Source organism: Neorhizobium vignae, assembly GCF_000732195.1.
In the GTDB taxonomy this organism is placed as follows: Bacteria; Pseudomonadota; Alphaproteobacteria; order Rhizobiales; family Rhizobiaceae; genus Neorhizobium; species Neorhizobium vignae.
This window is the reverse complement of sequence record NZ_JNNU01000002.1, coordinates 797099-823351: the sequence shown is the minus strand read 5'-3', so window position 1 is coordinate 823351 and position 26253 is coordinate 797099. Positions and strand designations below refer to the sequence as shown.

Annotated in this window: 26 protein-coding genes; 19 read left to right on the top strand and 7 right to left on the bottom strand. The window is 62.2% G+C overall.

Going from position 1 to position 26253, the window contains the following annotated elements:
* Positions 1–104 precede the first annotated feature (104 nt).
* On the bottom strand, positions 105–1478 hold the full coding sequence (locus GQ59_RS04135) for an FAD-containing oxidoreductase (RefSeq protein WP_037077701.1): 1374 nt from the start codon (positions 1476–1478) through the stop codon (positions 105–107).
* Positions 1475–1951: a DUF4126 family protein gene (locus GQ59_RS04130; RefSeq protein ID WP_037077699.1), complete on the bottom strand. Its 477-nt coding sequence runs from the start codon at positions 1949–1951 to the stop codon at positions 1475–1477. The genes GQ59_RS04135 and GQ59_RS04130 overlap by 4 nt, the downstream gene beginning before the upstream one ends.
* 283 nt (positions 1952–2234) lie before the next feature.
* On the opposite strand from GQ59_RS04130, the gene GQ59_RS04125 reads away from it, so the two are divergent.
* The 5 genes from GQ59_RS04125 to GQ59_RS04105 all read left to right on the top strand — a co-directional run bounded on the left by GQ59_RS04125 (position 2235) and on the right by GQ59_RS04105 (position 8784).
* Entirely contained in the window at positions 2235–4061 is a 1827-nt protein-coding gene (locus tag GQ59_RS04125) for a sensor histidine kinase (RefSeq protein WP_037077697.1), read from the top strand.
* On the top strand, positions 4058–5428 hold the full coding sequence (locus GQ59_RS04120; protein WP_037077694.1) for a sigma-54-dependent transcriptional regulator: 1371 nt from the start codon (positions 4058–4060) through the stop codon (positions 5426–5428). The genes GQ59_RS04125 and GQ59_RS04120 overlap by 4 nt, the downstream gene beginning before the upstream one ends.
* Before the next feature lie 208 nt (positions 5429–5636).
* On the top strand, positions 5637–6620 hold the full coding sequence (locus tag GQ59_RS04115; RefSeq protein ID WP_037077691.1) for a tripartite tricarboxylate transporter substrate-binding protein: 984 nt from the start codon (positions 5637–5639) through the stop codon (positions 6618–6620).
* A gap of 186 nt (positions 6621–6806) precedes the next feature.
* Positions 6807–7268, top strand: a complete 462-nt coding sequence (locus GQ59_RS04110) for a tripartite tricarboxylate transporter TctB family protein (RefSeq protein ID WP_037077689.1) — start codon at positions 6807–6809, stop codon at positions 7266–7268.
* 10 nt (positions 7269–7278) lie between these two features.
* Positions 7279–8784 carry a tripartite tricarboxylate transporter permease gene (locus GQ59_RS04105; RefSeq protein WP_037077687.1) on the top strand — a complete coding sequence of 502 codons (1506 nt, stop codon included), beginning with the start codon at positions 7279–7281 and terminating at the stop codon, positions 8782–8784.
* A 92-nt stretch (positions 8785–8876) separates the two neighbouring features.
* On the opposite strand, the gene GQ59_RS04100 is transcribed toward GQ59_RS04105, so the two are convergent.
* Positions 8877–9929: a LacI family transcriptional regulator gene (locus GQ59_RS04100; protein ID WP_037077686.1), complete on the bottom strand. Its 1053-nt coding sequence runs from the start codon at positions 9927–9929 to the stop codon at positions 8877–8879.
* Positions 9930–10195: 266 nt separating this feature from the next.
* Between GQ59_RS04100 and GQ59_RS04095 the strand changes: the two genes are divergently transcribed.
* The 10 genes from GQ59_RS04095 to GQ59_RS04055 all read left to right on the top strand — a co-directional run bounded on the left by GQ59_RS04095 (position 10196) and on the right by GQ59_RS04055 (position 20619).
* Positions 10196–11446, top strand: coding sequence for an ABC transporter substrate-binding protein (locus GQ59_RS04095; protein ID WP_174459606.1), 1251 nt, complete (start codon positions 10196–10198; stop codon positions 11444–11446).
* A 108-nt stretch (positions 11447–11554) separates the two neighbouring features.
* Positions 11555–12484: a carbohydrate ABC transporter permease gene (locus GQ59_RS04090; RefSeq protein WP_370649702.1), complete on the top strand. Its 930-nt coding sequence runs from the start codon at positions 11555–11557 to the stop codon at positions 12482–12484.
* Positions 12481–13362 (top strand): carbohydrate ABC transporter permease, encoded by an 882-nt coding sequence (locus tag GQ59_RS04085; RefSeq protein ID WP_037077679.1) that lies wholly within the window; start codon positions 12481–12483, stop codon positions 13360–13362. Before GQ59_RS04090 ends, GQ59_RS04085 begins: the two co-directional genes overlap by 4 nt.
* A 6-nt stretch (positions 13363–13368) precedes the next feature.
* Entirely contained in the window at positions 13369–14475 is a 1107-nt protein-coding gene (locus GQ59_RS04080; RefSeq protein WP_037077676.1) for an ABC transporter ATP-binding protein, read from the top strand.
* Between the two features lie 131 nt (positions 14476–14606).
* The gene (gene treZ / locus GQ59_RS04075; protein WP_037077674.1) at positions 14607–16466 is read left to right on the top strand and encodes a malto-oligosyltrehalose trehalohydrolase; all 1860 of its coding nucleotides are present in this window, start codon (positions 14607–14609) and stop codon (positions 16464–16466) included.
* Between the two features lie 98 nt (positions 16467–16564).
* The gene (locus GQ59_RS33545) at positions 16565–17149 is read left to right on the top strand and encodes an SWFGD domain-containing protein (RefSeq protein WP_432762562.1); all 585 of its coding nucleotides are present in this window, start codon (positions 16565–16567) and stop codon (positions 17147–17149) included.
* A gap of 19 nt (positions 17150–17168) precedes the next feature.
* Positions 17169–17363 (top strand): BON domain-containing protein, encoded by a 195-nt coding sequence (locus tag GQ59_RS33540; RefSeq protein WP_432762561.1) that lies wholly within the window; start codon positions 17169–17171, stop codon positions 17361–17363.
* Between the two features lie 63 nt (positions 17364–17426).
* A complete protein-coding gene (locus GQ59_RS04065; RefSeq protein WP_037077671.1) occupies positions 17427–17648 on the top strand; it encodes a hypothetical protein in 222 nt (73 codons plus the stop codon).
* A 171-nt stretch (positions 17649–17819) separates the two neighbouring features.
* Complete coding sequence (locus GQ59_RS04060; RefSeq protein ID WP_037077670.1) at positions 17820–19520, top strand: sensor histidine kinase; 1701 nt, start codon at positions 17820–17822, stop codon at positions 19518–19520.
* An 82-nt stretch (positions 19521–19602) separates the two neighbouring features.
* The gene (locus GQ59_RS04055; RefSeq protein WP_037078188.1) at positions 19603–20619 is read left to right on the top strand and encodes a DNA topoisomerase IB; all 1017 of its coding nucleotides are present in this window, start codon (positions 19603–19605) and stop codon (positions 20617–20619) included.
* Between the two features lie 60 nt (positions 20620–20679).
* Here the strand turns inward: GQ59_RS04055 and GQ59_RS04050 are convergent, their stop codons facing one another.
* Both GQ59_RS04050 and GQ59_RS04045 read right to left on the bottom strand, forming a co-directional pair.
* Positions 20680–21240 carry a type 1 glutamine amidotransferase domain-containing protein gene (locus tag GQ59_RS04050; RefSeq protein WP_037077668.1) on the bottom strand — a complete coding sequence of 187 codons (561 nt, stop codon included), beginning with the start codon at positions 21238–21240 and terminating at the stop codon, positions 20680–20682.
* Positions 21241–21291: 51 nt separating this feature from the next.
* On the bottom strand, positions 21292–21489 hold the full coding sequence (locus GQ59_RS04045) for a hypothetical protein (RefSeq protein WP_037077666.1): 198 nt from the start codon (positions 21487–21489) through the stop codon (positions 21292–21294).
* 338 nt (positions 21490–21827) lie between these two features.
* Between GQ59_RS04045 and GQ59_RS04040 the strand changes: the two genes are divergently transcribed.
* Positions 21828–22892, top strand: a complete 1065-nt coding sequence (locus GQ59_RS04040; RefSeq protein ID WP_037077665.1) for a c-type cytochrome — start codon at positions 21828–21830, stop codon at positions 22890–22892.
* A gap of 34 nt (positions 22893–22926) precedes the next feature.
* Here the strand turns inward: GQ59_RS04040 and GQ59_RS33285 are convergent, their stop codons facing one another.
* Entirely contained in the window at positions 22927–23049 is a 123-nt protein-coding gene (locus GQ59_RS33285; RefSeq protein ID WP_007751416.1) for a hypothetical protein, read from the bottom strand.
* A gap of 71 nt (positions 23050–23120) precedes the next feature.
* Complete coding sequence (locus GQ59_RS04035; protein WP_037077663.1) at positions 23121–23387, bottom strand: hypothetical protein; 267 nt, start codon at positions 23385–23387, stop codon at positions 23121–23123.
* 114 nt (positions 23388–23501) lie between these two features.
* On the opposite strand from GQ59_RS04035, the gene GQ59_RS04030 reads away from it, so the two are divergent.
* The 3 genes from GQ59_RS04030 to glgX all read left to right on the top strand — a co-directional run bounded on the left by GQ59_RS04030 (position 23502) and on the right by glgX (position 26197).
* Positions 23502–23789 (top strand): hypothetical protein, encoded by a 288-nt coding sequence (locus GQ59_RS04030; protein WP_037077660.1) that lies wholly within the window; start codon positions 23502–23504, stop codon positions 23787–23789.
* On the top strand, positions 23786–24028 hold the full coding sequence (locus GQ59_RS04025; RefSeq protein WP_037077658.1) for a lipoprotein: 243 nt from the start codon (positions 23786–23788) through the stop codon (positions 24026–24028). Before GQ59_RS04030 ends, GQ59_RS04025 begins: the two co-directional genes overlap by 4 nt.
* 90 nt (positions 24029–24118) lie before the next feature.
* Positions 24119–26197, top strand: a complete 2079-nt coding sequence (gene glgX / locus GQ59_RS04020; protein WP_037077655.1) for a glycogen debranching protein GlgX — start codon at positions 24119–24121, stop codon at positions 26195–26197.
* Positions 26198–26253 lie beyond the last annotated feature (56 nt).

Below are 26253 nucleotides of genomic sequence, written 5' to 3'. Positions count from 1 at the left end.
TTTCCATCATGAACAGGGACACTGATGCCCCCGTTCATAGACGGAAATGCTTGCTGGCCGCTTCAGGCGATCGATAAAATTGTAGTCGTGTTCCAAATAGGGTTTCAGACCGGTTTCATACCAAGCACCACGGTCGGCCAGAATTCCGAGACCGTCGGATGGATCGGCACCGCCCAGCGCAGCGTATCGTAGGTGGCGCGGGCGTTCATCATGTCGAGCACGCCGTGGATCGATTCGTCGCCGCCGGTGCCGAGGATGGCGGCGCCGAGGATCTCGTGCGTGTCCGCATCGGCCACGAATTTCATCAGGCCCTGCGTTTCGCCCTTTTCGACCGCACGGCCGACCCTTGCCATGGACTGACGGCCGACCAGCACCTTCCGCCCGGACTTGCGGGCCTCTGCCTCGCTCATGCCGACACGGCCGAGCGGCGGATCGATATAAAGCGCGTAACCGACCAGTCGGTCGGAGACCTTGCGGCTCTCGCCGTCGAAGAGGTTTGCGGCGATGATCTCGAAGTCGTTATAGGCAGTGTGGGTAAAGGCGCCGCGACCGTTGCAGTCGCCCATCGCCCAGATGCCCTCGACATTGGTCGAGAGGTCGTCGCCGACCTTGATGTAGCCCTTCGCATCCAGTTCGACGCCGGCCTTGTCGAGGCCGAGATCGTCGGTGTTCGGCCGGCGGCCGACCGCGAGCAGTACGTCGGAACCGATCACTTCCGGGGCGCCTTCGGTGCAATCGACGCCCACGGCGACGCCGTCCTCGTGGCTGCGGAACCGGATACATTCGGCGCCGGTGCGGATTTGGATGCCTTCGGCTTCGAGGATCTCACGGATCGCCTGCGAGATATCTTCGTCCTCGCGGCCGACAAGGCGCGGGCCTTTTTCGACGACGGTGACTTCGGCGCCGAAGCGGCGGTAGATCTGGGCGAATTCCAGTCCGATATAGCTGCCGCCGACGATGACCAGATGCTTTGGCACCCGGTCGAGCATGACGATGTCGCTGTTGGTCATGTAGGGCACGTCGCCGACGCCCGGGAAATCCGGGATCGCGGCACGGCCGCCGACATTCAGGAAGATCTGCGGTGCGGTCAGAAGTTCGTCGCCGACGCGGATGGTGTTCTTATCCTCGAACCGGGCATGGCCGCGGATCAGAGTGCAGTTCGGCATGCCCTCGAGCCAGCTCTCGTTGCCCTGGCGCGAGTCGAGCGTCACCTTGTGCGAACGTCGCATGACGGCCGGCATGTCGATCTTCACCGGGCTGTCGAGAACCACGCCATAATCACCGCCGCGGCGGGCGACGTGCGCGGCATAGGCGCTGGCGACGAGTGTCTTGGTCGGCTTGCAGCCGGTGTTGACGCAGGTGCCGCCGACATGTTTGCGCTCGATGATCGCAACCGTCTTGCCGGCGTCGTTGAAGCGCCCTGCGAGGGAGGGGCCGGCCTGGCCGGCGCCTATGATGATTGCGTCGAAGGTTTTCATACCGCGGCCGCGACAGGCAGGGACGCGATGATGAGATAGGCCGCCACGATGGCGACAGCGTCCTCGATGAAGGCGGCCGGCGGATCCTTGCCGAAGCTGGCGGCCAGCTTGCCGCGGACGGCGGCGCCGCCGTAGGTGCCGATTGCGGCGCCGACGATGCCCGCGACGAGGCCGACGATCCAGCCGCCATAGGGCGTGCCGATCGCAGCACCCGTGAGCGCTCCCATGAGCAGTCGCGCGCCGAACTGCTGCGGCACCTTGCGGCTCGGCGTCGAGGGGAGCTGATCGGTGACCAGTTCGACGACGGCAAGGATGGTGAATATGCCGACGGCCCAGATCGTGCCCATGAAGGAGAGCCAGGAACCGGAGAGATTGAGCCAGCCGAGATAGGCGGCCCAGGCAATTGCTGCAGGTGCGGTCATGGCGCGCAGGCCGGCGACGACACCGATCAAAAGTGCGAGTATATAGACCATTGAAAACCCCTTGCGCCGCCCTTGCGGCTTTCCCCATTTGCGCCTGTGATCGAAGCACGATCAGTCGTGAAGTCAAGCGGTAGGGTGGAAATTATTGCGAGAACACGAGGAATGCTTGCACGATCCGATCACGTCTGCCGGCCCCTCCAGACACCCCCAGCGACCACCGTCCCGGATGCCGGCCCAATGCCGGAAGGATTTTATGGAAATCAGCAGGGCAGCGGTTAGAATACCGTTTTCCCGTCAGCCCGGGCGGGAAAATGAACGGAGGAACCCGGACCTGTTGAGATATCGCATTCTTCTGCCTTTGGCCCTGCTTGTGGCGGTCGGTCTTGCGCTGGTCTTCAAGGGCAGCGATATCCTCGCGCGCGGCTATATCGAGGAGGCCGAAGTGCAGGCAGGCACGACTTTACGCCTGGCGGTGTCGGCGCTCGACGGCCATCTGAAGCGCTACGAGGCGCTGCCGGCTCTGATCGCCGATCAGCAGAATATCGAGGCGGTGATCCTCGATCCGAAGAACGAGACGCTGCGGGCGACGACGAATGCCTATCTCAAGGAGATCAACGGGCTCCTGAAATCCTCCGATATTTACGTGATGACCATGGACGGCGAGACCATCGCCGCCAGCAATTATGACAGCCCGGTCAGCTTCGTTGGCGAGAATTTCACCTATCGGCCCTATTTCCAGGATGCGGCAGAGGGCCGCCAATCGCGCTTCTACGCGCTCGGCACGACGTCTTTGAAGCGCGGCTACTATTTCGGCTCGCCGATCGAGATCGGCGGCGCCATTCGCGGCGTGATCGTCTTCAAGGTGGATATCGACATCCTCGAAGCCTCATGGGGCGGCGGCGACGACCGGATTTTCGTGTCGGATCCCGAAGGCATCATCTTCATGACCGGCAGTCCGGAATGGCTTTATGCGAGCATCCTGCCGCTGACGCCCGACCGGATCGCCCGTACCGAGGCGTCCCGGCGGTATGCGGACGCCAAGCTCCGCGAGTTGCCGGTCGAGCGCGGCAGCTTCGCAGGGCGCGATGTCATGACCATCCGGGATGGCGGGTTCGAGAAGGAATATCTCGTCGTATCGCAACCGATGCCGGATGCGGGCTGGACCGTCAACGTGCTGATGGATACCGGTTCGGTCCATACGCAGGCGAAGACCGCAACGGTTGCAGCACTTTTGACGCTCTGCCTTGCAGGCCTGGGGCTCGCCATCGTCCTTCAGCGCCGTGCGCGGCTCAACGAACGCCTGATGCTGCAGGCACAAGCGCGCAACGAGCTCGAGCACCGCGTCGCCGAGCGCACCGCAGATCTCGCCCGCGTCAACAGCCGCATCGAGGAGGAGATCGCCGAACGGCGGCTTACCGAACAGCGGCTGCGCCAGACCCAGGCGGACCTCATCCAGGCGGGCAAGCTCGCAGGCCTCGGCCAGATGTCGGCGGCCCTGTCGCACGAACTCAACCAGCCTCTCGCCGCTGCCAAGACCTATGCGGAAACGGCCGGCGTGCTGATCGATCTCGGACGCACCGACGACGCGCGGGACAATGTCCGGCGCATTTCGGCGCTCATCGACCGCATGGCCTCGATCAGCAGGCACCTGCGCAATTTCGCCCGCAAGCCGAACGAGAAGCTCGGGCCCGTCGCGCTCGACGACGTGATGCGCGACACGCTGGAGATCGTCGCGGCGCGCCTGAAGGCGGCGGATGCGGAGCTGGACATCGAGATCGATTCCGCTATTCCCGCGGTGAAGGCAGGCGCGGTGCGGCTTCAACAGGTGCTCGTCAACATTATCACCAATGCCGCCGATGCCGTCGAAGGCCTCGACGATCGGCGGATCACGGTTTCCGCCGAGCAGGCGGGCAACAGGGTCATGGTGTCGGTGCGCGATCGCGGGCCGGGCGTCGCCGCGGCCATCCACGAACGCATCTTCGATCCGTTCTTCACGACCAAGGGTGTCGGCAGGGGCCTGGGGCTGGGTCTGTCGATCTCCTATAACATCATCAAGGATTTCGGCGGCAGCCTGAGCGTTGCCGATCATCCGGAAGGCGGCGCGGTCTTCCTGATCGAACTCGAAGTTGCCGACGGCAATCTTCTGGAGGCAGCCGAGTGAGCGAGCAAAGGGTTCTGCTGGTTGACGACGAGGAAGAACTGCGCCGTTCGACGGCGCAGGCGCTGGAGCTCTTCGGCCTGGCGGTTCTGACCTTTTCCAATGCCGATCATGTGCTGGAACTGACCGGTTTCGGTTTCGACGGCGTCGTCGTCAGTGATATCCGCATGCCGGGCACCGACGGAATGACTCTGCTCCAGAAGATCCGCGAGCTCGATGCGGAGATCCCGGTCATCCTGGTGACCGGCCATGGCGACGTGCAGCTCGCGGTCAAGGCCATGCGGGAAGGCGCCTACGATTTCCTCGAAAAGCCGTTCACGCCGCAACATCTCGCCGGCATCATCCGGCGCGCGCTCGACCGGCGCAGCCTGGTGCTGGAAAACCGCCGCCTACGGGCCGTTGCCGGCAAGCGCGACGATGTCGAAGCCCGGCTCCCCGGCCGCACCCAGGTCATGGTCGATCTGCGTTACCGGATTCGCGCCATCGGTGCCACGGATGCCGATACGCTGATCATCGGCGAAACCGGCGCCGGCAAGGAAGTGGTGGCGCGGGGCCTCCACGACATCAGTTCGCGCGCCAACCGGCCCTTCATCGCCATCAATTGCGCAGCTCTTCCCGAAAACCTGATCGAGAGCGAACTTTTCGGCCATGAGGCCGGCGCCTTTCCAGGAGCGCTGAGACCCCGTTACGGCAAGTTCGAACATGGCCGCGGCGGCACGATCCTGCTTGACGAGATCGGCTCGATGCCGGTCGATCTGCAGGCGAAATTCCTGCGCGTGCTGCAGGAGCGGGTCATCACCCGGCTCGGCTCCAACGAAACCGTGCCGCTCGACGTGCGCTTCATCGCTACCAGCAAGGTGGATCTCGAAGCGGAAGTGGCGGCGGGTCGGTTCCGCGCCGACCTCCTTTACCGTCTCAACGTCGCCACCATCCATGTGCCGTCGCTGGCGCAGAGGCGATCGGATATACCGCTTCTCTTTCTCCAACTGGTGCGGGAGGCAGCGGCGCGCTATGGCCGCGACGATATGGAAGTGCCGGCCGAGGTGATTTCGGCGATTGCCCAGCGCGACTGGCCTGGCAATGTCCGGGAACTGCGCAACGCCGCCGACCGCCTGGTGCTCGGTCTCGACCCGAAGCCGGGCGAAACCGGCAGCACAAAGGATGGGGCAGGGCGGCTTGCCGACAAGGTTGCAGCCTTCGAGCGCAACCTGATCGCCGGCGAGATCGCGGCGCATGGCGGCGCGCTGAGACCGGTCTACGAATCCCTCGGCATCTCCCGCAAGACACTGTACGAGAAGATGCAGAAATACGGGCTCGACAAGAAGTTGCTCGGTCCGGAACACATGCTGCAGGATGACCGGGACGGCTGATAATGGAGGCATGTGTGGATTTCCACCCATGCTTTTTGCCGATTGTTCCCGAATCCACCCATGGTGCGACGCGGTATGTGCGGAAATGCTGTTTTAACGTCTCCGTCATAATTGCATATGCGCGGCCCGTTGCCGCAAATGGCTCTCAGGTTGGCGCCGGAGGAAATTTGCGCGCCCGCTGTGCCACATTTCATCCTGGAGGAGCCCGATGAAAATCCTGAACGCCGTTATCGGCGCGACCGCTCTTGCGGCGCTTTCCCTTTTCTCCGCTTCGGCGAATGCGCAGGGATATCCCGAGCGCCAGATCACCATGATCGTGCCGTTTGCGGCCGGCGGCCCGACCGATACCGTCGCGCGCCTCGTCGCCGAATCCATGTCGAAGGATCTCGGCAAGCAGATCGTCGTTGAAAACGTCGGCGGTGCCGGCGGTACGCTCGGCGCTGCCCGCGTCGCCAATGCCGAAGCGGACGGCTACACCGTTCTCCTGCACCATATCGGCATGGCGACCAGCGCTTCGCTCTATCGCAAGCTGCCCTACGACACCCTGAACGCCTTCGACTATGTCGGCCTCGTCACCGACGTTCCGATGACGCTTCTCGCCCGCAAGGACATGCCGGCGACCGACCTCAAGGGTCTCATCGAATATGCCAAGGCCAACAGCGACAAGGTGACGGTTGCAAATGCCGGCATCGGCGCCGCTTCGCATCTCTGCGGCATGCTGTTCATGAGCTCGATCAAGACGTCGCTCGTCACCGTTCCCTACAAGGGCACCGGTCCTGCGATGACCGATCTTCTCGGCGGCCAGGTCGACATCATGTGCGACCAGACCACCAACACCACCAAGCAGATCCAGGGCGGCACGGTAAAGGCCTATGCGGTCACGTCCGCGGAACGTCTCGGCGTCCTGAAGGACATCCCGACCGTCAAGGAAGCCGGTCTGCCCGACATGCAGGTCGGCATCTGGCATGGTCTCTACACGCCGAAGGGCGCCCCGAAAGAGGCGATCGACAAGCTCAACAAGGCCCTCAAGTCTGCCTTGAAGAACCCTAACGTGGCCGCTCGCTTCGCCGAACTCGGCACTGAACCGTCGCCGGACAACGACGCCACTCCGGCGGCGCTGAAGGCCAAGCTCGAGAACGAAATCGCTCGCTGGAAGCCGGTCATCCAGGCCGCTGGCCAGTACGCGGACTAAGGGTTCCGCAGGTAGTCTGCCCTCACCCTCTCGTCGCTTGCGGGGAGAGGGGACCTGCCAGGCTCAATCGTCTGCGATCCGGGAAACCGGTGCGGCATATTCCTCTCCCCGCGAGCGGGGAGAGGGTGCCAGCAGGCGGACGAGGGGCACGTCCGGCAAAAGCATCTCCCACTTCACGGAGACACCATGAATTCGCTGAAATTCGACACTGCCAATCTGATCTGCGGGCTGCTGCTGATCGCGACAGGCCTGTTCTTTGCCTACCAGTCTTTCGAACTGGAGCTCGGTACGGCGCTGCGCATGGGGCCTGGCTATTTTCCCTTCATCCTCGCCTGCGCGCTCATCCTGTTCGGTGCGATCATCCTCATCCAGTCGATGCGGGTAGACGGAGGGCCGATCGGGGCGCTCGCGTTGCGCGGCATGGTCTTCATCCTGCCGGCGCCGATCTTCTTCGGCCTTACCGTTCGCGGGCTGGGCTTCGTTCCGTCGATCTTCGTTACCGCACTGATAGCCTCCTTCGCCTCTGGCCGCATGAAACCGCTTACCGCACTCGTCCTGTCGGCGGCGCTGACGGTCTTCTCGGTCGCCGTCTTCAGCTATGGCCTCGGCCTTCCGTTCCGCCGTTTCGGGCCCTGGCTCGGTTATTGAGGTTTGAGTGATGGATCTTTTCAATAATCTAGCGCTTGGTTTTGCAACGGCGACGTCGCTGGAGAACCTGTTCTTCTGCCTGATCGGGGTGCTGCTCGGCACGCTGATCGGCGTGCTGCCCGGCATCGGGGCCACGGCGACGATCGCCATGCTTCTGCCGATCACCTTCCAGCTCGAGCCGGTCTCGTCGCTGATCATGCTCGCCGGCATCTATTACGGCGCGCAATACGGCGGTTCGACCACGGCGATCCTGATCAACATGCCGGGCGAGTCCTCGTCTGCCGTCACCGCCATCGACGGTTACCAGATGGCGCGCAAGGGCCGGGCGGGGGCAGCTCTGGCGATCGCCGCAATCGGCTCGTTCTTTGCCGGCACCGTATCGACCTTCCTAGTCGCGATCTTTGCGCCGCCGCTCACCCAGATCGCGCTGCAGTTCGGCGCGGCCGAATATTTCTCGCTGATGGTGGTGGGCCTCGTCTCCTCGATCGCGCTCGCCCACGGTTCGATCGTCAAGGCGCTCGCGATGGTGGCGCTCGGCCTGCTGCTCGGTCTCGTCGGCACCGACATCTACACCGGCACGCCGCGCTTCACGCTCGGGATCCGCGAATATGCGGACGGGCTGAACTTCGTGGCGGTCGCGGTCGGCGTCTTCGGCATCGCGGAAATCCTGCGCAATCTCGAAAACGAAAAGACCCGCTCCGTGCTGATGGCGAAGGTGAGCGAGCTCATGCCCTCAAGGGAGGATTTCAAGGCAATGGTCGGCCCGGTCCTGCGCGGCACGGCCATCGGCTCGATCCTCGGCATCCTGCCGGGTGGCGGCGCCATCCTTGCGGCGTTTGCGTCCTACACGGTCGAAAAGAAGGTTTCGAAACATCCGGAAGAATTCGGCCACGGAGCAGTCGCCGGGGTTGCCGGTCCGGAATCGGCCAACAATGCCGGTGCGCAGACCTCGTTCATCCCGCTGCTCACCCTCGGCATTCCGGCCAACCCGGTCATGGCGCTGATGATCGGCGCGATGATCATCCAGGGCATCGTTCCAGGCCCGAACGTGGCAACCGAACAGCCGGCCCTCTTCTGGGGCATCATAGCCTCGATGTGGATCGGCAACCTGATGCTCGTCATCCTCAACCTGCCGCTCATCGGGCTGTGGGTAAAGCTGCTCACCATCCCCTACTACGTGCTGTTCCCGATCATCATGGCTTTCTGCTCGATCGGGGTCTACAGCGTCAACTCGAACGTCTACGACCTCTATGCCGTCGCCTTCTTCGGCCTCATCGGCTACGCGCTGTTGAAGCTGCGCTGCGAACCGGCGCCATTGCTGCTCGGCTTCGTGCTCGGTCCGCTGCTGGAAGAGAATCTCAGACGGGCGATGATCCTTTCGCGCGGCGACCCGACGACATTCGTCACGCGCCCCATCAGCGCGGCCCTCCTCTTCCTCGCGGCCCTCGTCCTCGTCATCGTCTTCTTGCCGAGCGTCAAGGCAAAGCGTGAGGTCGTCTTCCAGGAAGAGGATTGAGAAGCTGCGGACAGCGCCGCGCGACAGACCGCGCGGCGCTGAAACCTTTCGCATGACGTCCTGACGGGTCATGCGAACAGCGCTCCGGGCGGTCAGACCGTCTGGAGCGCCTGCAATTCGTGGATGGGGGCCGGGCTGGCGATCCGCTTCAGCAGCAGTTTTCCCATCAGCAAACCGGCTTCAGCCAGGTCTTCGTAGATCGTCTCGACGCGGGGGCGGATCTGGTCGAAAAGGCCCGAGGTCTGTTTCGCCACCAGCCTGATATCCTTGCCTAGTTCCAGCTTATGGTCGTAGGCGGATGCCATGACGGCGAGCGCCGACACCTCGCCGCCGCAGATATAGCCGTCAGGACGCTCCGGTTCGCCCATGCGGCGGAACAGATAGTCGCGGATGTCGTCCGACTTGCTGTCGAGCGTCACGCCCTTGGCGATCTCGAACCCAACACCTTCCTCGCGTACCGCCGTCATGAAGCCGTGCTTGAGGTGATGGGCGAAGGTGAAGCGCTCCGGCGGCAGGATGATCGAGAGCTTGCTGGCACCGGCGGCGATCAGCTTTTTCGCGGCCTGATAGGCGAAACTGTAATTGTCGTAATCGACATAGGGGTGAGCGGTGGCAAGCTCGGTCCTGCCGTGACAGATGAACGGAAAATCGTTTTCCATCAATAGCTTGACGCGTTCGTCCGCGGGTTCGGTACGGGTGAAGACAATGCCGTCGGCCATGCGGTTGCGCATGATATGGCGCACCGGTTCGATCTGCGGCGTATCGGAAAAATGCGGCGTTATGACCAGATGATAGGCCGTGCCTCGCAAGGCTTCGGTCAGACCGTTGATCATCGAGGTGGCATAGCCGAGGATTTCCTCGTGCGGATCGAGGACGAGGCTGATGACATTGGTGCGGCCCGTGCGCAGGCCCTGCGCTGCCCGGTCAGGCAGGTAGCCGATATCGGCTGCGACCTTGCGGACGCGCTGGCGTGTTTCGAGCGCGATCTGCGGTGCATCGGCAAGCGCGTGCGATACTGTCGTGACCGCAAGCCCTGTCAGTTCGGCGATCGTCTTAAGGGTGGGCTTTGCGCCAACGCCGGATTTTGCGGCTGCCCGCTCCGGCTTCGCTCGCCGACCTTTGTCCCCCCAGTCTTTCAGCGACATATCCTCTTCTCCTCCGCTCTCGCCCCGGAACCGGAGCGAGCCTCATCTATATCGTTACAAATTTTTCAAAAGTCGCCAGGAATTTTTCTCGATTCCTGAGTAAAAAATCGCCGCCTACCAATTTTGCCAGTTTTTTCCTCATGTTAGCCTTGTCGCATTGTGATGTAAAAAATCCTGCGAGCGGGTTGACACTGACTGTAATTATATCGTTATAAATCGCGATATCCGGAGAGGAGCCCGGATGCAAAGGGAGATTCTCAATGAATATTCGAATGATTGCCAAACTCGCCGCCGGTGCGGCGCTTATCGCCATGACCGCCGGTGCCGCCAAAGCCGCAGAACAGGTCGAAGTCCTGCATTGGTGGACTTCGGGTGGTGAGGCCGCCGCGCTCAACGTGCTGAAGGAAAACCTCCAGAAGCAGGGCGTCGCCTGGAAGGACATGCCGGTTGCCGGTGGTGCAGGCTCTGCTGCCATGACAGCGCTGCGCGCGCGCGTCACGGCCGGCGACCCGCCGACCGCCGTCCAGCTTCTCGGTTTCGACCTGAAGGACTGGGCCGAAATGGGCGTCGCCGCAAACCTTGACGACCTTGCCAAGAAGGAAGGCTGGGACAAGGTTATCCCGGCCGCTCTGCAGAACTTCTCGAAGTATGACGGCCACTGGATCGCTGCTCCGGTGAACATCCACTCCACCAACTGGCTGTGGATCAACAAGGCGGCACTCGACAAGGCTGGCGGCAAGGTTCCGACCAACATCGCCGAGCTCATCACGCTGCTCGACGCCTTCAAGAGCCAGGGCCTCACCGCTCTCGCTCACGGCGGCGTTCCGTGGCAGGACGGCACGCTCTGGGAAGCCGTCGTGCTTTCGACCGGCGGTCCGGACTTCTACAAGAAGGCCGTTCTCGATCTCGATCCGGCGGCACTTTCCGGCGATACGATGAAGAAGGTCTTCGACACGATGTCGAAGCTGCGCACCTATTTCGACCCGAACTTCTCGGGCCGCGAATGGAACCTCTCGACCGCCCTCGTCATCGAAGGCAAGGCCGGCGCCCAGGAAATGGGCGACTGGTCCAAGGGCGAGTGGCTGCGCGCCAACAAGAAGCCGGGCACCGACTTCGTCTGCATCCGCTTCCCCGGCACGCAGGGCTCGGTCCTCTTCAACGCCGACCAGTTCATGATGTTCGACGTTGGCGGCGACGCCGAAAAGGCTCAGCTCAAGATGGCGTCCGCCGTCGAAGATCCGGCCTTCCAGATCGCCTTCAACACGGTCAAGGGTTCCGTTCCTGCCCGTACAGACGTCTCGAACGAAAAGTTCGACGATTGCGGCAAGAAGGGCATGGCGGATCTCACGGAAGCTTCTTCCAAGGGCACGCTGATGGGCTCGCTTGCCCACGGTTACGCTCAGCCGGCTGCCATCAAGGAAGCCATGCTGGACGTCATCACCCAGCACCTCAACGGCCAGCTCACCACCGAAGCAGCGCTGAAGCGCCTGCCGGAAGCGGTGAAGGCTGCCAAGTGATCGCGTCTGCGCGAAAGTTCTGACAGCCGAGTGGCCGGGATAATTTCCCGGCCACTTTTCAAATTCCGGCTTGCCGGTATCTCTTAGTTCTGGTGTCTGCCGGAGGTCATGATGACGACAATCGAACCGGTTCCCGTGCTTGAGCCGCAGAGACAGCGCCGCTCGTTTGCGGACGGATTGCGCAACGCGCTGCCGAAGATCGTGCTGGCGCCGTCGTTCGCCGTGATCCTCGTCTTCGTCTACGGCTTCATCCTCTGGACGGTCTATCTTTCCTTCACGACCTCCCGCATCCTGCCGGTCTACAAATGGGGCGGTTTCGACGCTTATTTCCGCCTCTGGTCGCAGCCGAACTGGTATGTGGCGATGCAGAACCTTGCCATCTTCGGGGTTCTCTATATCGGCATCTGCATCATCCTCGGGCTCGGCATCGCGATCCTCATGGACCAGCGGATCCGCGCCGAAGGCCTGCTCAGGCCGATCTTCCTCTATCCGATGGCGCTCTCCTTCGTCGTCACCGGTACCGCGTGGAAATGGTTCCTCAACCCCGGCCTCGGGCTCGAGAACACCATGCACAATCTCGGCTGGACAAGCTTCAAGTTCGACTGGCTGGTCAATCCCAAGATGGCGATCTACACCGTCGTCATTGCCGGGGTCTGGCAGGCGTCAGGCTTCGTCATGGCGATGTTCCTGGCCGGTCTCCGCGGCATCGACGGCGAGATCATCAAGGCGGCCCAGATCGACGGCGCCTCGACGGTATCCATCTATCGACGTATCATCATTCCGCTGCTGCGGCCCGTCTTCCTTTCCGCCTTCATCGTGCTCGCGCATATGGCGATCAAGTCCTACGACCTGGTCATCGCGCTGACCGGCGGCGGGCCGGGCAATGCGACCGAGCTGCCGTCGACCTTCATGTATTCCTACACGTTTACCCGTAACCAGATGAATGTCGGATCGGCGAGCGCCGTGATGATGCTGATGGGCATTACCGCGATCATCGTGCCCTATCTCTATTCGGAACTGCGGGAGAGAAAGCAATGAGCGCGACACAAGAAACCGTCAGCGCCGGCGGAGCCCGTACCGCCCGCTATTTCATCTATGCAGCCCTGATCATCCTGGCACTCGTCTATCTTCTGCCGCTCTACGTCATGCTGTCGACGTCCTTGAAGTCGCTCGACGAAATCCGCGGCGGCGACATGCTGGCGCTGCCGCGCGATCCGTCGGTCGCCGCCTGGGTACGTGCCTGGGGCGAGGCCTGCATCGGGGTCAGCTGCGTCGGCATCAAGGGTTACTTCTGGAATTCCATCAAGATGGTGGTTCCGGCGGTTCTGATCTCCACCCTGCTCGGTGCGCTCAACGGTTATGTGCTGACCAAGTGGCGGTTCCCGGGCCACAAGCTGATGTTCGGCATGATGCTGTTTGCCTGCTTCATCCCGTTCCAGGCGGTCCTGATCCCGATGGCGCGCGTGCTCGGCACGTTCGGGCTCTCGAACTCCACCACGGGCCTCGTCATCGTCCACGTGATCTACGGCCTCGGCTTCACCACGCTGTTCTTCCGCAACTATTACGAGGCGTTTCCGGACGAGCTGGTAAAGGCCGCGATGATCGACGGCGCCGGGTTCTTCCGGATCTTCTGGCGTATCCTGCTGCCGAGTTCCGGCCCGATCATCGTCGTGACGATCATCTACCAGTTCACCAATATCTGGAACGACTTCCTGTTCGGCGTGTCCTTCTCGTCCGGCACGTCCTCGCCGATGACGGTGGCGCTCAACAACCTCGTTGCCTCCTCCACCGGCGTCAAGGAATACAATGTCGATATGGCGGCTGCCGTGTTCGCAGCGCTTCCGACGCTGTTCGTCTATGTCGTCGCCGGACGCTATTTCGTGCGTGGCCTGATGGCCGGCGCAGTCAAGGGATAACCGCACATGAGCTTTCTTGAAATCAAGGATATTCGCAAGAAGATCGGCAATAACGAGATTCTGAAGGGCATCAATATCGAGCTCGAAAAGGGCAGCTTCCTGGTTCTCGTCGGCCCGTCGGGCTGCGGCAAGTCTACCCTGCTCAACGCGATCGCCGGCCTGTTGCCGCCGTCGTCGGGCGACATCGTCATCGACGGCCAGGTGGTCAACGACCTGCACCCCTCGCGGCGCGATATCGCCATGGTCTTCCAGTCCTATGCGCTTTATCCGAACATGACGGTGGAACAGAACATTGCGTTTGCGCTTGAAATGCGCGGCGTCGAGAAGGCGCAACGCGAGGCGGCGGTCAAGCAGGTGGCCAAGACGCTGCAGATCGAGCATCTCCTGAAGCGTCGTCCGAGCCAGCTCTCCGGCGGCCAGCGGCAGCGCGTCGCCATGGGCCGGGCGCTGGTGCGCCAGCCGCGCGTCTTCCTGTTCGACGAGCCGCTCTCCAACCTCGACGCCAAGCTGCGCGTCGAAGTGCGCGCCGAAATCAAGGCTTTGCACCAGAACACCCACGCCACGATCGTCTACGTCACCCATGACCAGATCGAGGCGATGACGCTTGCCACCAAGATCGTCGTGCTGAAAGAAGGCATGGTGCAGCAGGTCGGCACGCCGGCGGAAATCTATGGCCGTCCGGCCAATCTCTTCGTCGCCGATTTCATGGGCTCGCCGGCGATGAACATGCTGAAGGGCAAGGTATCCGGCGCCAATGGCCAGCAGGGCATCGCGCTGTTCGGAAACGACGGTGTCAGGGTCGCCATGCCGCCTTCCGTGACCACCAGCCTTCCGGATGGCAAGGACGTCATTCTGGGCCTGCGTCCGGAGACGATTACCGATGCCGGTCTCGTCGATCCGCAGGCCCGCGCCACTGCCCGGATCGAGGCTGAAGTGACGATGATCGAACCAACCGGCTCCGATACCTTCGTCACCGGCAAGCTGGACGGCGCGACTTTCACCGCCCGTACCCGTTCCGACGTGCATGTCGAGCTCGGCCAGAAGTTCCCGTTCGCCTTCAATCTCGACAAGGCCGTAGTCTTCGATCCGGAGACGACCAACCGTATCGAATAAGCGGGAGGCCGCTTTTGACCTCGGTTCTCTGCCTTATTTTAAGGTATATATAACAACAGGTTAGGACAGATAGGGGAACTTTTTCCCGCGGACTCGTATTTCCTTGGAGCAGTTGCAGCCAAGGAGATGTCATGTCGCTGACCCGAGATTTTACGCCGTTCGATTCGCGAAACGAGGGTTTTGGCCAGCCGTCCCGCCGCAATTTTTCCAAGTCCTGGGGCGCCGAATACTTGGGCGATGGCGAAGTGCTTTTCCGGATCTGGGCGCCGGACCTGGAGCGCCTGCGGGTGCAGATCGCCGGCCGCAATCGAGAGATGCTGCCGGCAGGCGAGGGCTGGTTCACGCTGACGACGGGTGGCCTCGAGCAGGGTACGCCCTACCGGTTCGTGATGCCCGACGGCGTCGTGATCGCGGATCCGGCGTCGCGTGCCCAGGCCGGCGGCATCGACGGACCGTCGCTGCTCGTCGATGCGACCACCTATCACTGGCATATGCCGGACTGGAGCGGGCATGCCTGGGAGGAGGCGGTCCTCTACGAAGTCCATATCGGCACGTTCACCCCGGAGGGGACTTTTCGCGCCGCGGCCGAGCGTCTGCGGGAGATCGCCTCGCTCGGCGTGACGATGCTGCAGATCATGCCGGTCAACCAGTTCCCCGGGAACCGCGGCTGGGGTTACGACGGCGTGCTGCCCTATGCGCCGCATCACGCCTATGGGGAACCGGACGATATGAAGGCCTTCGTCGATGCGGCGCACCGGCACGGCCTCTCTGTCGTCCTCGATGTCGTCTACGCCCGCTTAGGTCCGCCTGGCAGCCTGTTCCATGCCTATTTGCCGTCCTTTTTCGATCCGGATGGTGCGACGCCCTCCGGACCGGTGATCAATTTCGGCCATCGCCCGGTGCGGCAGTTCTTCATCGAGAATGCGCTCTATTGGTTGGAAGAATACAATCTCGACGGTTTGCGGCTGGATGCGGTCGACCGGATCGAGGACGAGGCGTCGCAGATGCACGTCCTGTGGGAACTGGCAAAGCGGGTTCAGCGCGAGGTGACGGGAAGACGCCGGCATCTCGTGATGGATGATCATCGCAACATCACCCACTACCTGGAGCGCAACCGGGCCGGCAAGGCCCTGCTCTATGACGCTGGCTGGAACCACGACGTTCGCCGCGCCGCCCAAGTTATCGCAACCGGCGAGAGGGCCCGCTCTGCCGGCACATTTGCTGAGGAGCCGGTGCGCAAGCTTGCCCGGGGCCTCGCGGAGGGTTTCATCTGTCAGGGCGAAGCCGGCTTTGATGGCGAAGCGCGCGGTGAGCCCAGCGGTCACCTGTCGCCCGTCGCCTTCGTCAACTTCCTCCAAAACCATGACCAGATCGGCAATCGCGCTTCCGGCGAACGGCTGGTCTCGCTTGCCGATCAACGGATGCTGCGGGTGCTGACAGCGATCCTGATCCTTTCGCCGCAGATACCGCTGCTGTTCATGGGCGAGGACTACTGCGAGACCCAGGGTTTCCACTTCTTCAGCGACTACGAAGGCGAACTTGCCAAAACTGTCTGGGACAGCCGTATCAACGAAGGGGCGGGTTTCGGTGGAATCCCGGCGGATGGGCCGAACCTGGAGACTCTCCTTGACCCGAACGCGGTGGAGGCGTTCGATCGCTCGAAGCTGCATTGGGATCGCGCTCGCGCACCGGAGGGGCAGTTGCATCGCGACCGCATGCGCACCCTGATCGCCAAGCGGCGCGAGCACGTTGTTCCCGGACTTCTCGCCGTCCCTCCTCACTCGGGCAGGGTACTCGATACCGAAGAAGGGGTGATTGCCGTCGATTGGCGTCTGGCGGACCGCCTGCTGCAGCTTCGTGCCAATCTGACGGCCAGTGAAGAGGCGGCACCGCCCGTTTCCGGCACCGTCATCCATGTCGAACCGGCGGAAATCGCTGCCGGTGAAATTCTTCCGGGCCTCTCCATGGTCATGGCCGTTTCTACCGATTGATCTCCGGCATTCCTCCAAAAGGGGGAACAATCCCGGGGAGGCGGGGTTGAGTCTGTGTCCCATGCGAGCGGGACCAAACCAGACCGAGGAGACAGACAATGGCTAGTGGAAATCATTCCCAATCGGGCGGGTATCGAAACGACCGGTCGCGCGACGAGCGCGATTTCGCCCGCGAATCCTCCAGCGATTACCGTCCGGGCGATACCGGTTATGTTCGCGGTTCCAGTGACGACCAGCAGTATGGCGATTCAAGCCGGGAGGACGACCGTTCGCGGTTTCCCCGCTACGGCCGCAGTGAACAATGGGCATCCGACGATGGCGGGTTCGAGGCCGGTTATGGTGATTCGGAGCGGTCGCAGGCTTGGGCTCGCGAGTCTTATCGCGGCCGGCCTTCGTCGTTCAGCTACGAGCCGGGTCGCAACCGCGTCAACCAGGCCTATGGTGACCGATACGGCTCTGACTACCGTTCCGGTGGCGAAGGCCGTTCCGGTTCGGACAGCCGCTTCCGCGGCTCCGACGACTATGGTCGCAAGCGCGGCTTCATGGAGCGCGCCGGCGATGAAGTCGCCTCCTGGTTCGGCGACGAAGATGCCGAACATCGCCGGAAGATGGATGAACATCGCGGCAAGGGTCCGAAAGGCTATCAACGCTCTGACGCCCGTATCGAGGAAGGACGTCAATGATCGCCTGAGCGACGATCCAATGCTCGACGCATCGAACATCACCGTGACGGTACAGGGATCCGAAGTGACACTCGACGGTTTCGTGTCGAGCCGCTGGGACAAGCGCCGCGCCGAGGATCTGGTGGATGACGTTTCCGGCGTGCGGCACGTCCAGAACAACCTGCGCGTCAACAATAATTCGACCGATACGCTGGCGGGTTCGACGACGGTCTGAACCCGGTTGTTTCACGCGTCAGGCCGCTGCCGGTGGCCTGACTTCATTCGGAACGGAGACATCATGACCGACAAAAGCGATAGGGCCAAAATCCACAAGGATGCCGAGGGACAGTACGCCAAGTCCCAGGCGGACGGTAAGTCAAACGGCGTCGCAAGCGCCAAACCGACTGTGATTACCGGCTCCGACGACGCAACAAAACACCGCAACCCTCCGGGCAAAAAGGGGCCGGGAAAAGACTGGGACATGAATTTCGACGTGGTGGAGCGGCCTCGGAATACCTGAGCCGCGGCATTCCGGAAAACCATATCGCCGGCAATCAATCCTTGGCCCGGCTTCTAAAACCAGTTAGATAAGACCCGCTAGAATATTAGCGGATGACGGGACACGGAAATGAACAATGCCGGCAGGTGGCACAGGCACCTGCAGCTTTTTTCCATAGGGTAAAGACGCGGAATGTTTAGAGTTTCGCGGTTTTTTCCAACGGCGCCGATCGGTGCCTATCTGGTCGCACTGGCGGCTGGCGTGGCCCTGCCATTGCTGATTTTCGTCGGTTACCTGATGACGGAGCTGGAGGCGAACGAGCGGGAGATTCTTGCGGCCGAGACGGCCGAAGACGCTCAGCTCATCGCCCGCTCCATTGACCGTGAGCTGCAGGACATGGCGACGACGCTTCGCCTGCTTGTCACCTCGCCGGAGCTTGAGGCTGGCGACCTGCGCGCCTTCCACAATCGAACCCAGAACAGCCTCCGGTCCAATTCGCTCTATGTTCTCGTCGTCAATGCGGATGGACAGCAGCGGCTCAACACCCGCTTGTCGTTCGACGCGCCGCTTGGCAAGATTTCCAACATGGCCGCACTGCAATCGGCTCTGAACAGCGGCGTGACCGAAGTCTCCAACGTGTTTTTCGGCGCCACCAGCGGCAAGCATGTCTTCAACGTCACGATGCCGCTGCCCAAGGAAATTTCGCATTCCGGCGCCGCGATGATCATGACGCAGAATGCCGAGGACCTGCAGAAGCTGATCTCGACGGAGGGGCTTCCTGCCGGCTGGTCGGTCGCGGTCGTGGACGGGGCCGGAAAGGTAGTGACCTCCCTCGGCGCTCATGCGCTCGGTTCCGGCACGGCGTTTCCCTCCGATATGCTCAAGCTGATGACTGGCTTCAAGGGTACGATCGAGGATGTCGACGGCAACCGCCGGCAGATGTACGGCTACGCCCAGATTACCGGGTGGACGTGGAAGGCCGTCGTCTGGGGGCCGATTGATGCGGCGCAGGCGAGCATCCTTACCACCTGGCGGCAGTTGATCGCTGGCGGTGCGATCTTCCTCGCTCTCGGCATGCTGATCGCCTGGTTCGTCGGCCGCCAGCTTCGCATCCCGATCCGGCAGATCGCCGAAATGGCCGAACGGATCGGCAAGGGCGAGATCGTCTCTCCCGTGGAGACGAAGATCCGCGAGGCCAACCAGGTAGCGATCGCTCTTTCGAATGCCTCCTTCGACCGCAGCGAGGCGGAAGATCGGATTCATCTCATCCTGCACGAACTGGTTCACCGGACCAAGAACATCCTCACTCTGATCCAGGCGATGATGCGCCAGCTGGCACGCCAGGATACCACGATGGAGGAGTTCCAGAAGGCGATCAGCACCCGCCTGCAAGGTCTTGGCAAATCGATCGAGGCGCTGGCGAAGGAACAGTGGGCCGGGGTGTCCATCCGCCGCGTCATCGAAATCCACATGAGCACCTTCGCAGACGCTGCCGACCGGGTCGAGCTGCAAGGCACGGATTTCATCCTCAAGGCCGAAGCGGTCCAGAACCTTGGCCTCATCCTCCATGAGCTTGCGACCAATTCGGTGAAATACGGCGCGCTCTCCGTGCCGCATGGCAGAGTGCGCATCGCCTGGAAGGATATGGTCGACGAAGATGATGGCGAAAGCCGGCTTGAGCTCGTCTGGGAAGAGAGGGACGGACCGGCAGTCCACGAGCCTTCCCGCACCGGGTTCGGCACGACAATCATCAGGCGTCATGCGGCGGCGGCTTTTGCCGGCCAGGTCGAGATCGACTTCCGCAACGAAGGGCTTCGCTGGTCCTTGAATGCGCCGCGCCTGGCCTTCGAACGAGGCGAGGGCGTCGAAACTCTCAAGGACATAGCCATCTAGCGGTTATCACCGTGGGCGCCGGAACGAAGGTGCGGCCCTCGCCGTTTGGTCGGCCATGGACGCCATGCTCACCACGATCGACATCGATCAGGATTCCCTCAGGACCATCGGCCTTACCTATGTCAGCGATGCGGAGCCCGGCATCCGTCGGCTCAGGCGCGGCAAGGGTTTCACCTACCGCCTGCCCGACGGCACTTTGCTCTCCGACGCGGAGCATCGCCTGCGGATCGCATCGCTCGGCCTGCCGCCCGCCTATGAGAATGTCTGGATCTGCCTCGATCCGCGCGGACATCTCCAGGCGACCGGCTACGATTCGCGGGGCCGCAAGCAGTATCGTTATCATTCCGACTGGCAGAACTTTCGCAGCGAACGCAAGTTCGATCAGCTCGTCCGATTCGGCGAGGCTCTGCCGCGGATCCGCCGCAAGGCAAAACGCGACCTCGAGCTTGGCCTCGACAAGTCCGATGCGGTGATCGCCGCATTGGTGGCCCTGATGGACGCGACCCATCTACGGGTCGGCAATCGTCTCTACGCCAAGGAGAACAAGACCTACGGCGCGACGACGCTGCTGAAGCGCCACATGACGCTGTCCGGCGAGTCAGTCACGCTGCGCTTCGTCGCCAAGGGCGGCCGCCGCGTGCAGCACACGCTGAAACATCCCCGCCTGCAGCGCATTTTGGAAGAAATCGCCGACCTGCCGGGCCGGCAGCTGTTTTCCTGGCCCGATGAGCAGGGTGCGCCGCGTCCGATCGACTCAGGCCGGCTCAACGCTTATCTTGCCAAGGCCGCAGGGTTCGCGGTCTCGGCCAAGACGTTCCGCACCTGGGGCGGCAGTCTCGCCGCGCTGATGGCGGCCTGGGAGGCGGTGGAGGAGGAGGGCCGACGCCCGAAGATCAAGGCGATGTGCAAGGCGGCGGCGGAAGCGCTGCACAACACGCCGGCGGTCTGCCGCTCAAGCTACATCCACCCGAGCATTCTGGCACTTTCGGAGGATGTGTCTCCGCTGGAAAAGGTGATGCGGGATAAGGTGGCACTGACGCGGCCGACGGAGTTGCGCGCCAACGAAAGGCGGCTTCTAGCCTTTCTGAAGCAGGCCTAGACTTTCCGTGTCGGCCGCCCGCGAGGAGGTTGCGGACGGCCGGAGCCGAGCTAGGTCACGTTATGCTGCCCGGCGATTGAGGCGCCCTTCCTGGACTTCCTCGACGATCTTCGCCACGAATTGCGGCAGGTCCTCGGGCGAGCGCGAGGTAATTATGCCGTTGTCGACCACGACGGCCTCATCCTTCCAGGATGCGCCGGCATTGCGGATGTCGGTGCGGATCGAATGATAGGAGGTCGCCTTGCGACCGCGAAGGGCATCGGCCTCCACAAGCAACCATGGGCCATGGCAGATCGCTGCGACCGGCTTGCCGCTTTTCACGAAGTCCCGCACGACCTTCATCGCATCTTCGTTGTCCCGCAGGATGTCAGGGTTGATCTGTCCGCCCGGCAACACAAGGGCATCGAAGTCCTCCGCGTTGACGTTCTTGGCCTCCAGGTCCACCGGGACGGTATCGCCCCAGTTCGTCTTGTCCCAGCTTTTAATCTCGCCCGCCTTGATGGACGCGATCTTGACGCCGGCCCCACGTTTTTTCAATTCCTCCAGCGGGACGCGCAGTTCCGATCGCTCATAGCCGTCGGCCGCGAGGATCAGGATGTTGGCGGACTCGATGGTGGTCATGCTGGTCTCCTTTTTGTTGGCAGTTCGTTGTTCGCAGAGTTCCGGCCGGCCTCACAGACGGCCGGTGGAGAGGTCCCGGCCGTTGATGGAGGCGGGGACGCTGATTTCCTCACGAGGCGACTTGGGCAACGGAAGGACCACGGCATCAGGGACGACGACCTGCAGTTCTTCCAGATGGGCCACGGCGAAAGTTTTCTTCTGATGAGTGCCGGTGAGCCTGTTTCTAAGCGTTTTTAGAAAGTGCATCATGATTTTCTCCCGTCGCGAATGCTGGGCGATTGCCCGTTCACAGGGGAGCAAACCCATCGTCGCAGGATTCGTTCCATCTTTTTCACAGCCGGTTACACAAAGTTATCCGGCGGCTGGAACAAAATTCCCGATGGCGCGTTCGGTGTCGAATTTTCCCGGCTCTCCTGCTGAAGCCCCAACCTTCGTCCTTCGGCGTGCTGCTTTCCCTTTCTCTCCATCCGATTTACGGTGAAAGGCCGAGGCACATGCCTTCGCCGCGGCGCTCCGCCGCTGGGGATCGCAGGCTGGCGGCGTTGCCTGCAAAAGCGCCGGCCGTGGCTTTTGGGAGGAGTAGCCGGATGACGATTCGCTGGAAATATCTCGCGGTCCTGGTGATCGTGGCGCCGCTTCTGGGGCTGGGGTTCGCCTGGTCCGGACTGATGAGCGTCAAGGCAAGCACCGGTCATTGGGGGATCACGGATTGGTTCCTGCACTGGGTGATGCGCAATTCGATCCGTACCGCGGCTCTTTCCATCGAAGTGCCGCCGCTCGACAACCCGGCGCTGCTGCCGGGGGCCGCCGGGCATTTCGAGACCGGCTGCGCCATCTGTCATGGCTCGCCGGCACAGGGGCGCTCCGGCGCCGTGCTCGCCATGCTGCCGCCGCCGCCGGATCTGAAGACGGTGGTTCCAGGCTGGAGCGACGCGCAGCTCTTCGAGATCGTCAAGCACGGGGTGCGCTTCACCGGCATGCCAGCCTGGCCGGCGCAGGCGCGCGACGACGAGGTCTGGGACATGGTGGCGTTTCTCCGAAAGCTGCCGGACATGGACGGCAATGCCTATCTGCAGGCGTCCGGCCTGCATGGTATCGGTACCGCGGGCGAAGTGTCACCGCTGCCGATCACCTGCGAAAGCTGCCATGCGGAAAAGCGGCTCAACGGCAACAGCGTCATTCCGCGGCTCGTCGGGCAGTCGGAAGCCTACCTGCTCAACAGCCTGCGCGCCTATGCGCATGGTGAGCGGGCGAGCGGTATCATGAAGGTCGCGGTCGGGACTTTGACGGAGGACAGCCTGCCGGAGCTCGCTGCCTATTATGCCAAGCAGGCAAGACCGCAAAGGCCTTCGGTGCCGGTTGATCCAAAGCTCGTGGAAAAGGGTCGCGAAATCGCGGAAAGGGGAAGAGCGGCAGACAAAATTCCCGCCTGCCTCAGTTGCCACGAAAAGCCCGGCGGTAATCCTGCTTATCCGCGGATCTCGGGTCAAAACGCCCCTTATCTGGAGCGCCAGCTCCGCCTCTTCCATGCAGGTGTGCGAGGCGGGTCTTCCTTCAGCCACCTGATGACGGAGGTGGCAAAAAAATTGAATGAAGAAGATTTTGCCGCTCTCGCGGCCTTCTTTGCCGGCCGCGAGAGCAGTGGGCCTTAGATCAAGGCCTCTCTCCTCCCCAGGAGCTTGAAACTCAGACGGGGATGACCATCATGTAGCAGGCGGCGATCACCAGAACAAAGCCTGCTGCTTCTACCCATTCTCTGACCATCGTCGCCTCCATCGCTTCGGTCGTGAATGAACGAGAAAGTCGCATTGTAGTTCCACGAAATGGCCATAAACGTGGCGGGATCGCCTTAAATGTGACTGGGCGCGGTTAACGGGACGTCAATTTTCGTCGGCTGCAGCCCGGGCGCGTGCCGCGTCGAGGATCGACCGCACCTCGCGCGCCGCCGAATTCTCGATTGCGAATGCGCCCTCCGGCATCGCACCCGGATCCTCCTCATTGTCCTTGAACGTGGCGTCGTCGCGCAGCCGCTTGAGCAGGGACGTGATGGTCACTTCGCCCCCGATCATCGCGGACAACAGCTCGATCAGCAGTTCTCGGTGGGCATTCAGGCGCCCCTCCAGTTCGTGCGGGGTCAGTGTCGACATGGTTTCCTCCTTGTCCCGTGCTTCGCGTCTTCAAGGAGATAGCGGAGGTTCTGGCGGAGGGAACAATCGCCGGGACCGAAAGTTCATCCTTCAGCAGGAACATGGAGGAAGACCATGGCAGACTTCGCCAGATCGAAGGGCAGTGAGAATCGGCGCGATGCGCGCGACCGGCTGATCCTCGCCCTTTACGCCCAGTTGAAGGCCGAACGGCAAACCCGCGAGGCGCTGGAATACGTCATTCGCAACGGAGCGCTGGCGCCCGAAGTGCTGGAAGCGATCGCCGGCGATCCGATCCCGGCCGCGAGCGCCGAGGACGTCGCGGCGGTCGAGAAGGTGATCGCGCTCGATGCGCATCGCCGGCAGGCCGCGTTTCGCAAGTCCAATGGAGAAGACCAGACATGAAGCGTCTCATCATCGCCCTGTCGACCGTTGCGCTTTTGAGTGCCTGCAGTGACAGCGGCGAGAAACAGAAGGATCCGATCAACAACACGCCGCCGTCGCAACCCGGCAACACGGCGCCTACCGATCGCAGTCCGTCGCCGCAGACCGGAACCGGCGGCCAGAGCCCGGCGACATCGCCATCCGGAACCACCAACACGGCGCCCGGAAATCCGCCGCAGACGGGATCCGGCAATCCATAAGGATTATGCGAACGGCAGTTTATGTGACCATACAGGGAACGAAATGCTGTGCCGCACCATTATGACGGCAGTCTTTCAACTGGGTGCGGCATGGATACGAAATCAAACCACTTTGTTATCGAGCCCGGCTCCTGGCTCCAGCTCGGAGCCAATTATGACGGCGAGGGTGTCAACTTCGCGATTTTCTCGGCGCATGCGGAGCGCGTGGAGCTTTGTCTCTACGACCCTACCGGCAAGATAGAGATCGCCCGGCTCGAACTGCCCGAATACACCCATGAAATCTGGCACGGCTATGTGCCGGGGCTGAAGCCCGGCACGCTTTACGGTTTCCGGGTGCACGGCCCCTACGACCCGGAAAACGGCCATCGCTTCAACCCGAACAAGCTTCTGATCGATCCCTATGCGCGCGAATTCGTCGGCGATGTCGACTGGAACGAGGCGCATTTTGCCTATGACCTTCTGCACGAGGACAAGGATCTCACTTTTGACGAGCGCGACAGCGCGCCCTTCATGCCGAAATGCCGGGTGATCGATCCGAACGAATTCGACTGGCAGGACCGGAACCGGCCGAGCATCGCCTGGCCGGCGACGATCGTCTACGAAACCCATGTGAAGGGCTTCACCCAACTCAATCCCGCTATCCCGATGGACCTGCGCGGCACGTTCGAGGGCATGGGCCACAAGGCGTCGGTGGATTATATCAAGAGCCTCGGCATCACCTCCGTCGAACTGATGCCCGTCCATTATTTCCCGGACGACCAGCACCTGCTCGAGAAGGGGCTCCATAATTTCTGGGGTTACAACACGCTGGGCTTTTTTGCGCCCGCTTCCCGCTATTACGGCCCGAAGGGCATCCAGGGTTTTCGCGACATGGTGCGATCGTTCCACGATGCGGGGATCGAGGTCATTCTCGACGTGGTCTACAACCACACCGCGGAGGGCAACGAGCTCGGGCCGACGTTGTCGTTCAAGGGTATCGACAACTTCTCCTATTACCGGACCATGCCGGACCAGCACCGCTATTACATCAACGACACGGGAACCGGTAACACCGTCAACACCTCCCATCCGCGCGTGTTGCAGCTGATCATGGATTCGCTGCGCTACTGGACCGAGAGCATGCATGTCGACGGGTTCCGTTTCGATCTTGGCACGATCCTCGGTCGCGAGCCGCAAGGTTTCGACGAGCGTGGCGGCTTCTTCGACGCCATCACCCAGGATCCGGTGCTCTCCAAGGTGAAGCTGATCGGCGAGCCCTGGGATATCGGCCCCGGCGGTTACCAGGTCGGTGGCTTCCCCCCCGGTTGGGCCGAGTGGAACGACAAGTATCGCGACACGGTGCGCGAATACTGGAAGGGCACCAATGTCTCGACGGACTTCGCCGCCCGCCTGCTCGGCTCCGGCGATCTCTACGACCAGCGCGGCCGCCGTCCCTGGGCGAGCGTCAATTTCATTGCCGCCCATGACGGTTTCACGCTGAACGATCTCGTTTCCTACAACGAGAAGCACAACGACGCGAACGGCGAGGACAATAACGACGGCCACAACGACAACCGCAGCTACAATTACGGTGCCGAGGGTCCGACCGAGGACGAGGGCATCAATGCGGTGCGCGATCGCCAGAAGCGCAATTTCCTCGCCACGCTGTTCTTCTCGCACGGCACGCCGATGCTGCTTGCCGGCGACGAGTTCGGCCGCAGCCAGATGGGCAACAACAACGGCTATTGCCAGGACAGCGACATTTCCTGGGTTCATTGGGAAAACCTGCCCGAGACCTGCGAGGAGTTGCGCGAGTTCACCCGCCAGATCATCAAGCTGCGACGCGAACAGCCCCTGCTGCGTCGCGAGAACTGGCGCGACGGCCTGGAGATCAAATGGTTCAACGCCGGTGGCGGTTTTCAGACGCCGGAGCAGTGGGACGAAGGCTCCACGCTCGGCCTCCATATCGGCCGAACCGATCTTCGCGAAGAGGAGGGCATCTGGCACGACGTGCTGCTGCTCTTCAACCCTTTCGAGGGCAATGTGCCGTTCCGTATCCCGCAGTTCGGCGAGGGTGGCTGGGTGCTTGAACTCACCACCTCCGATCTTTCCAAGCGCGGCCTGGTGATCACCAAGGAAAAGGATTTCGAGCTTGAGGGGCGTAGTCTGGCACTCTTCCGGAGGCCGTGAGGCCTTCGGACCTCTTCCCTTCGCCCCATGAAAAACCGGCTTTCGAGCCGGTTTCT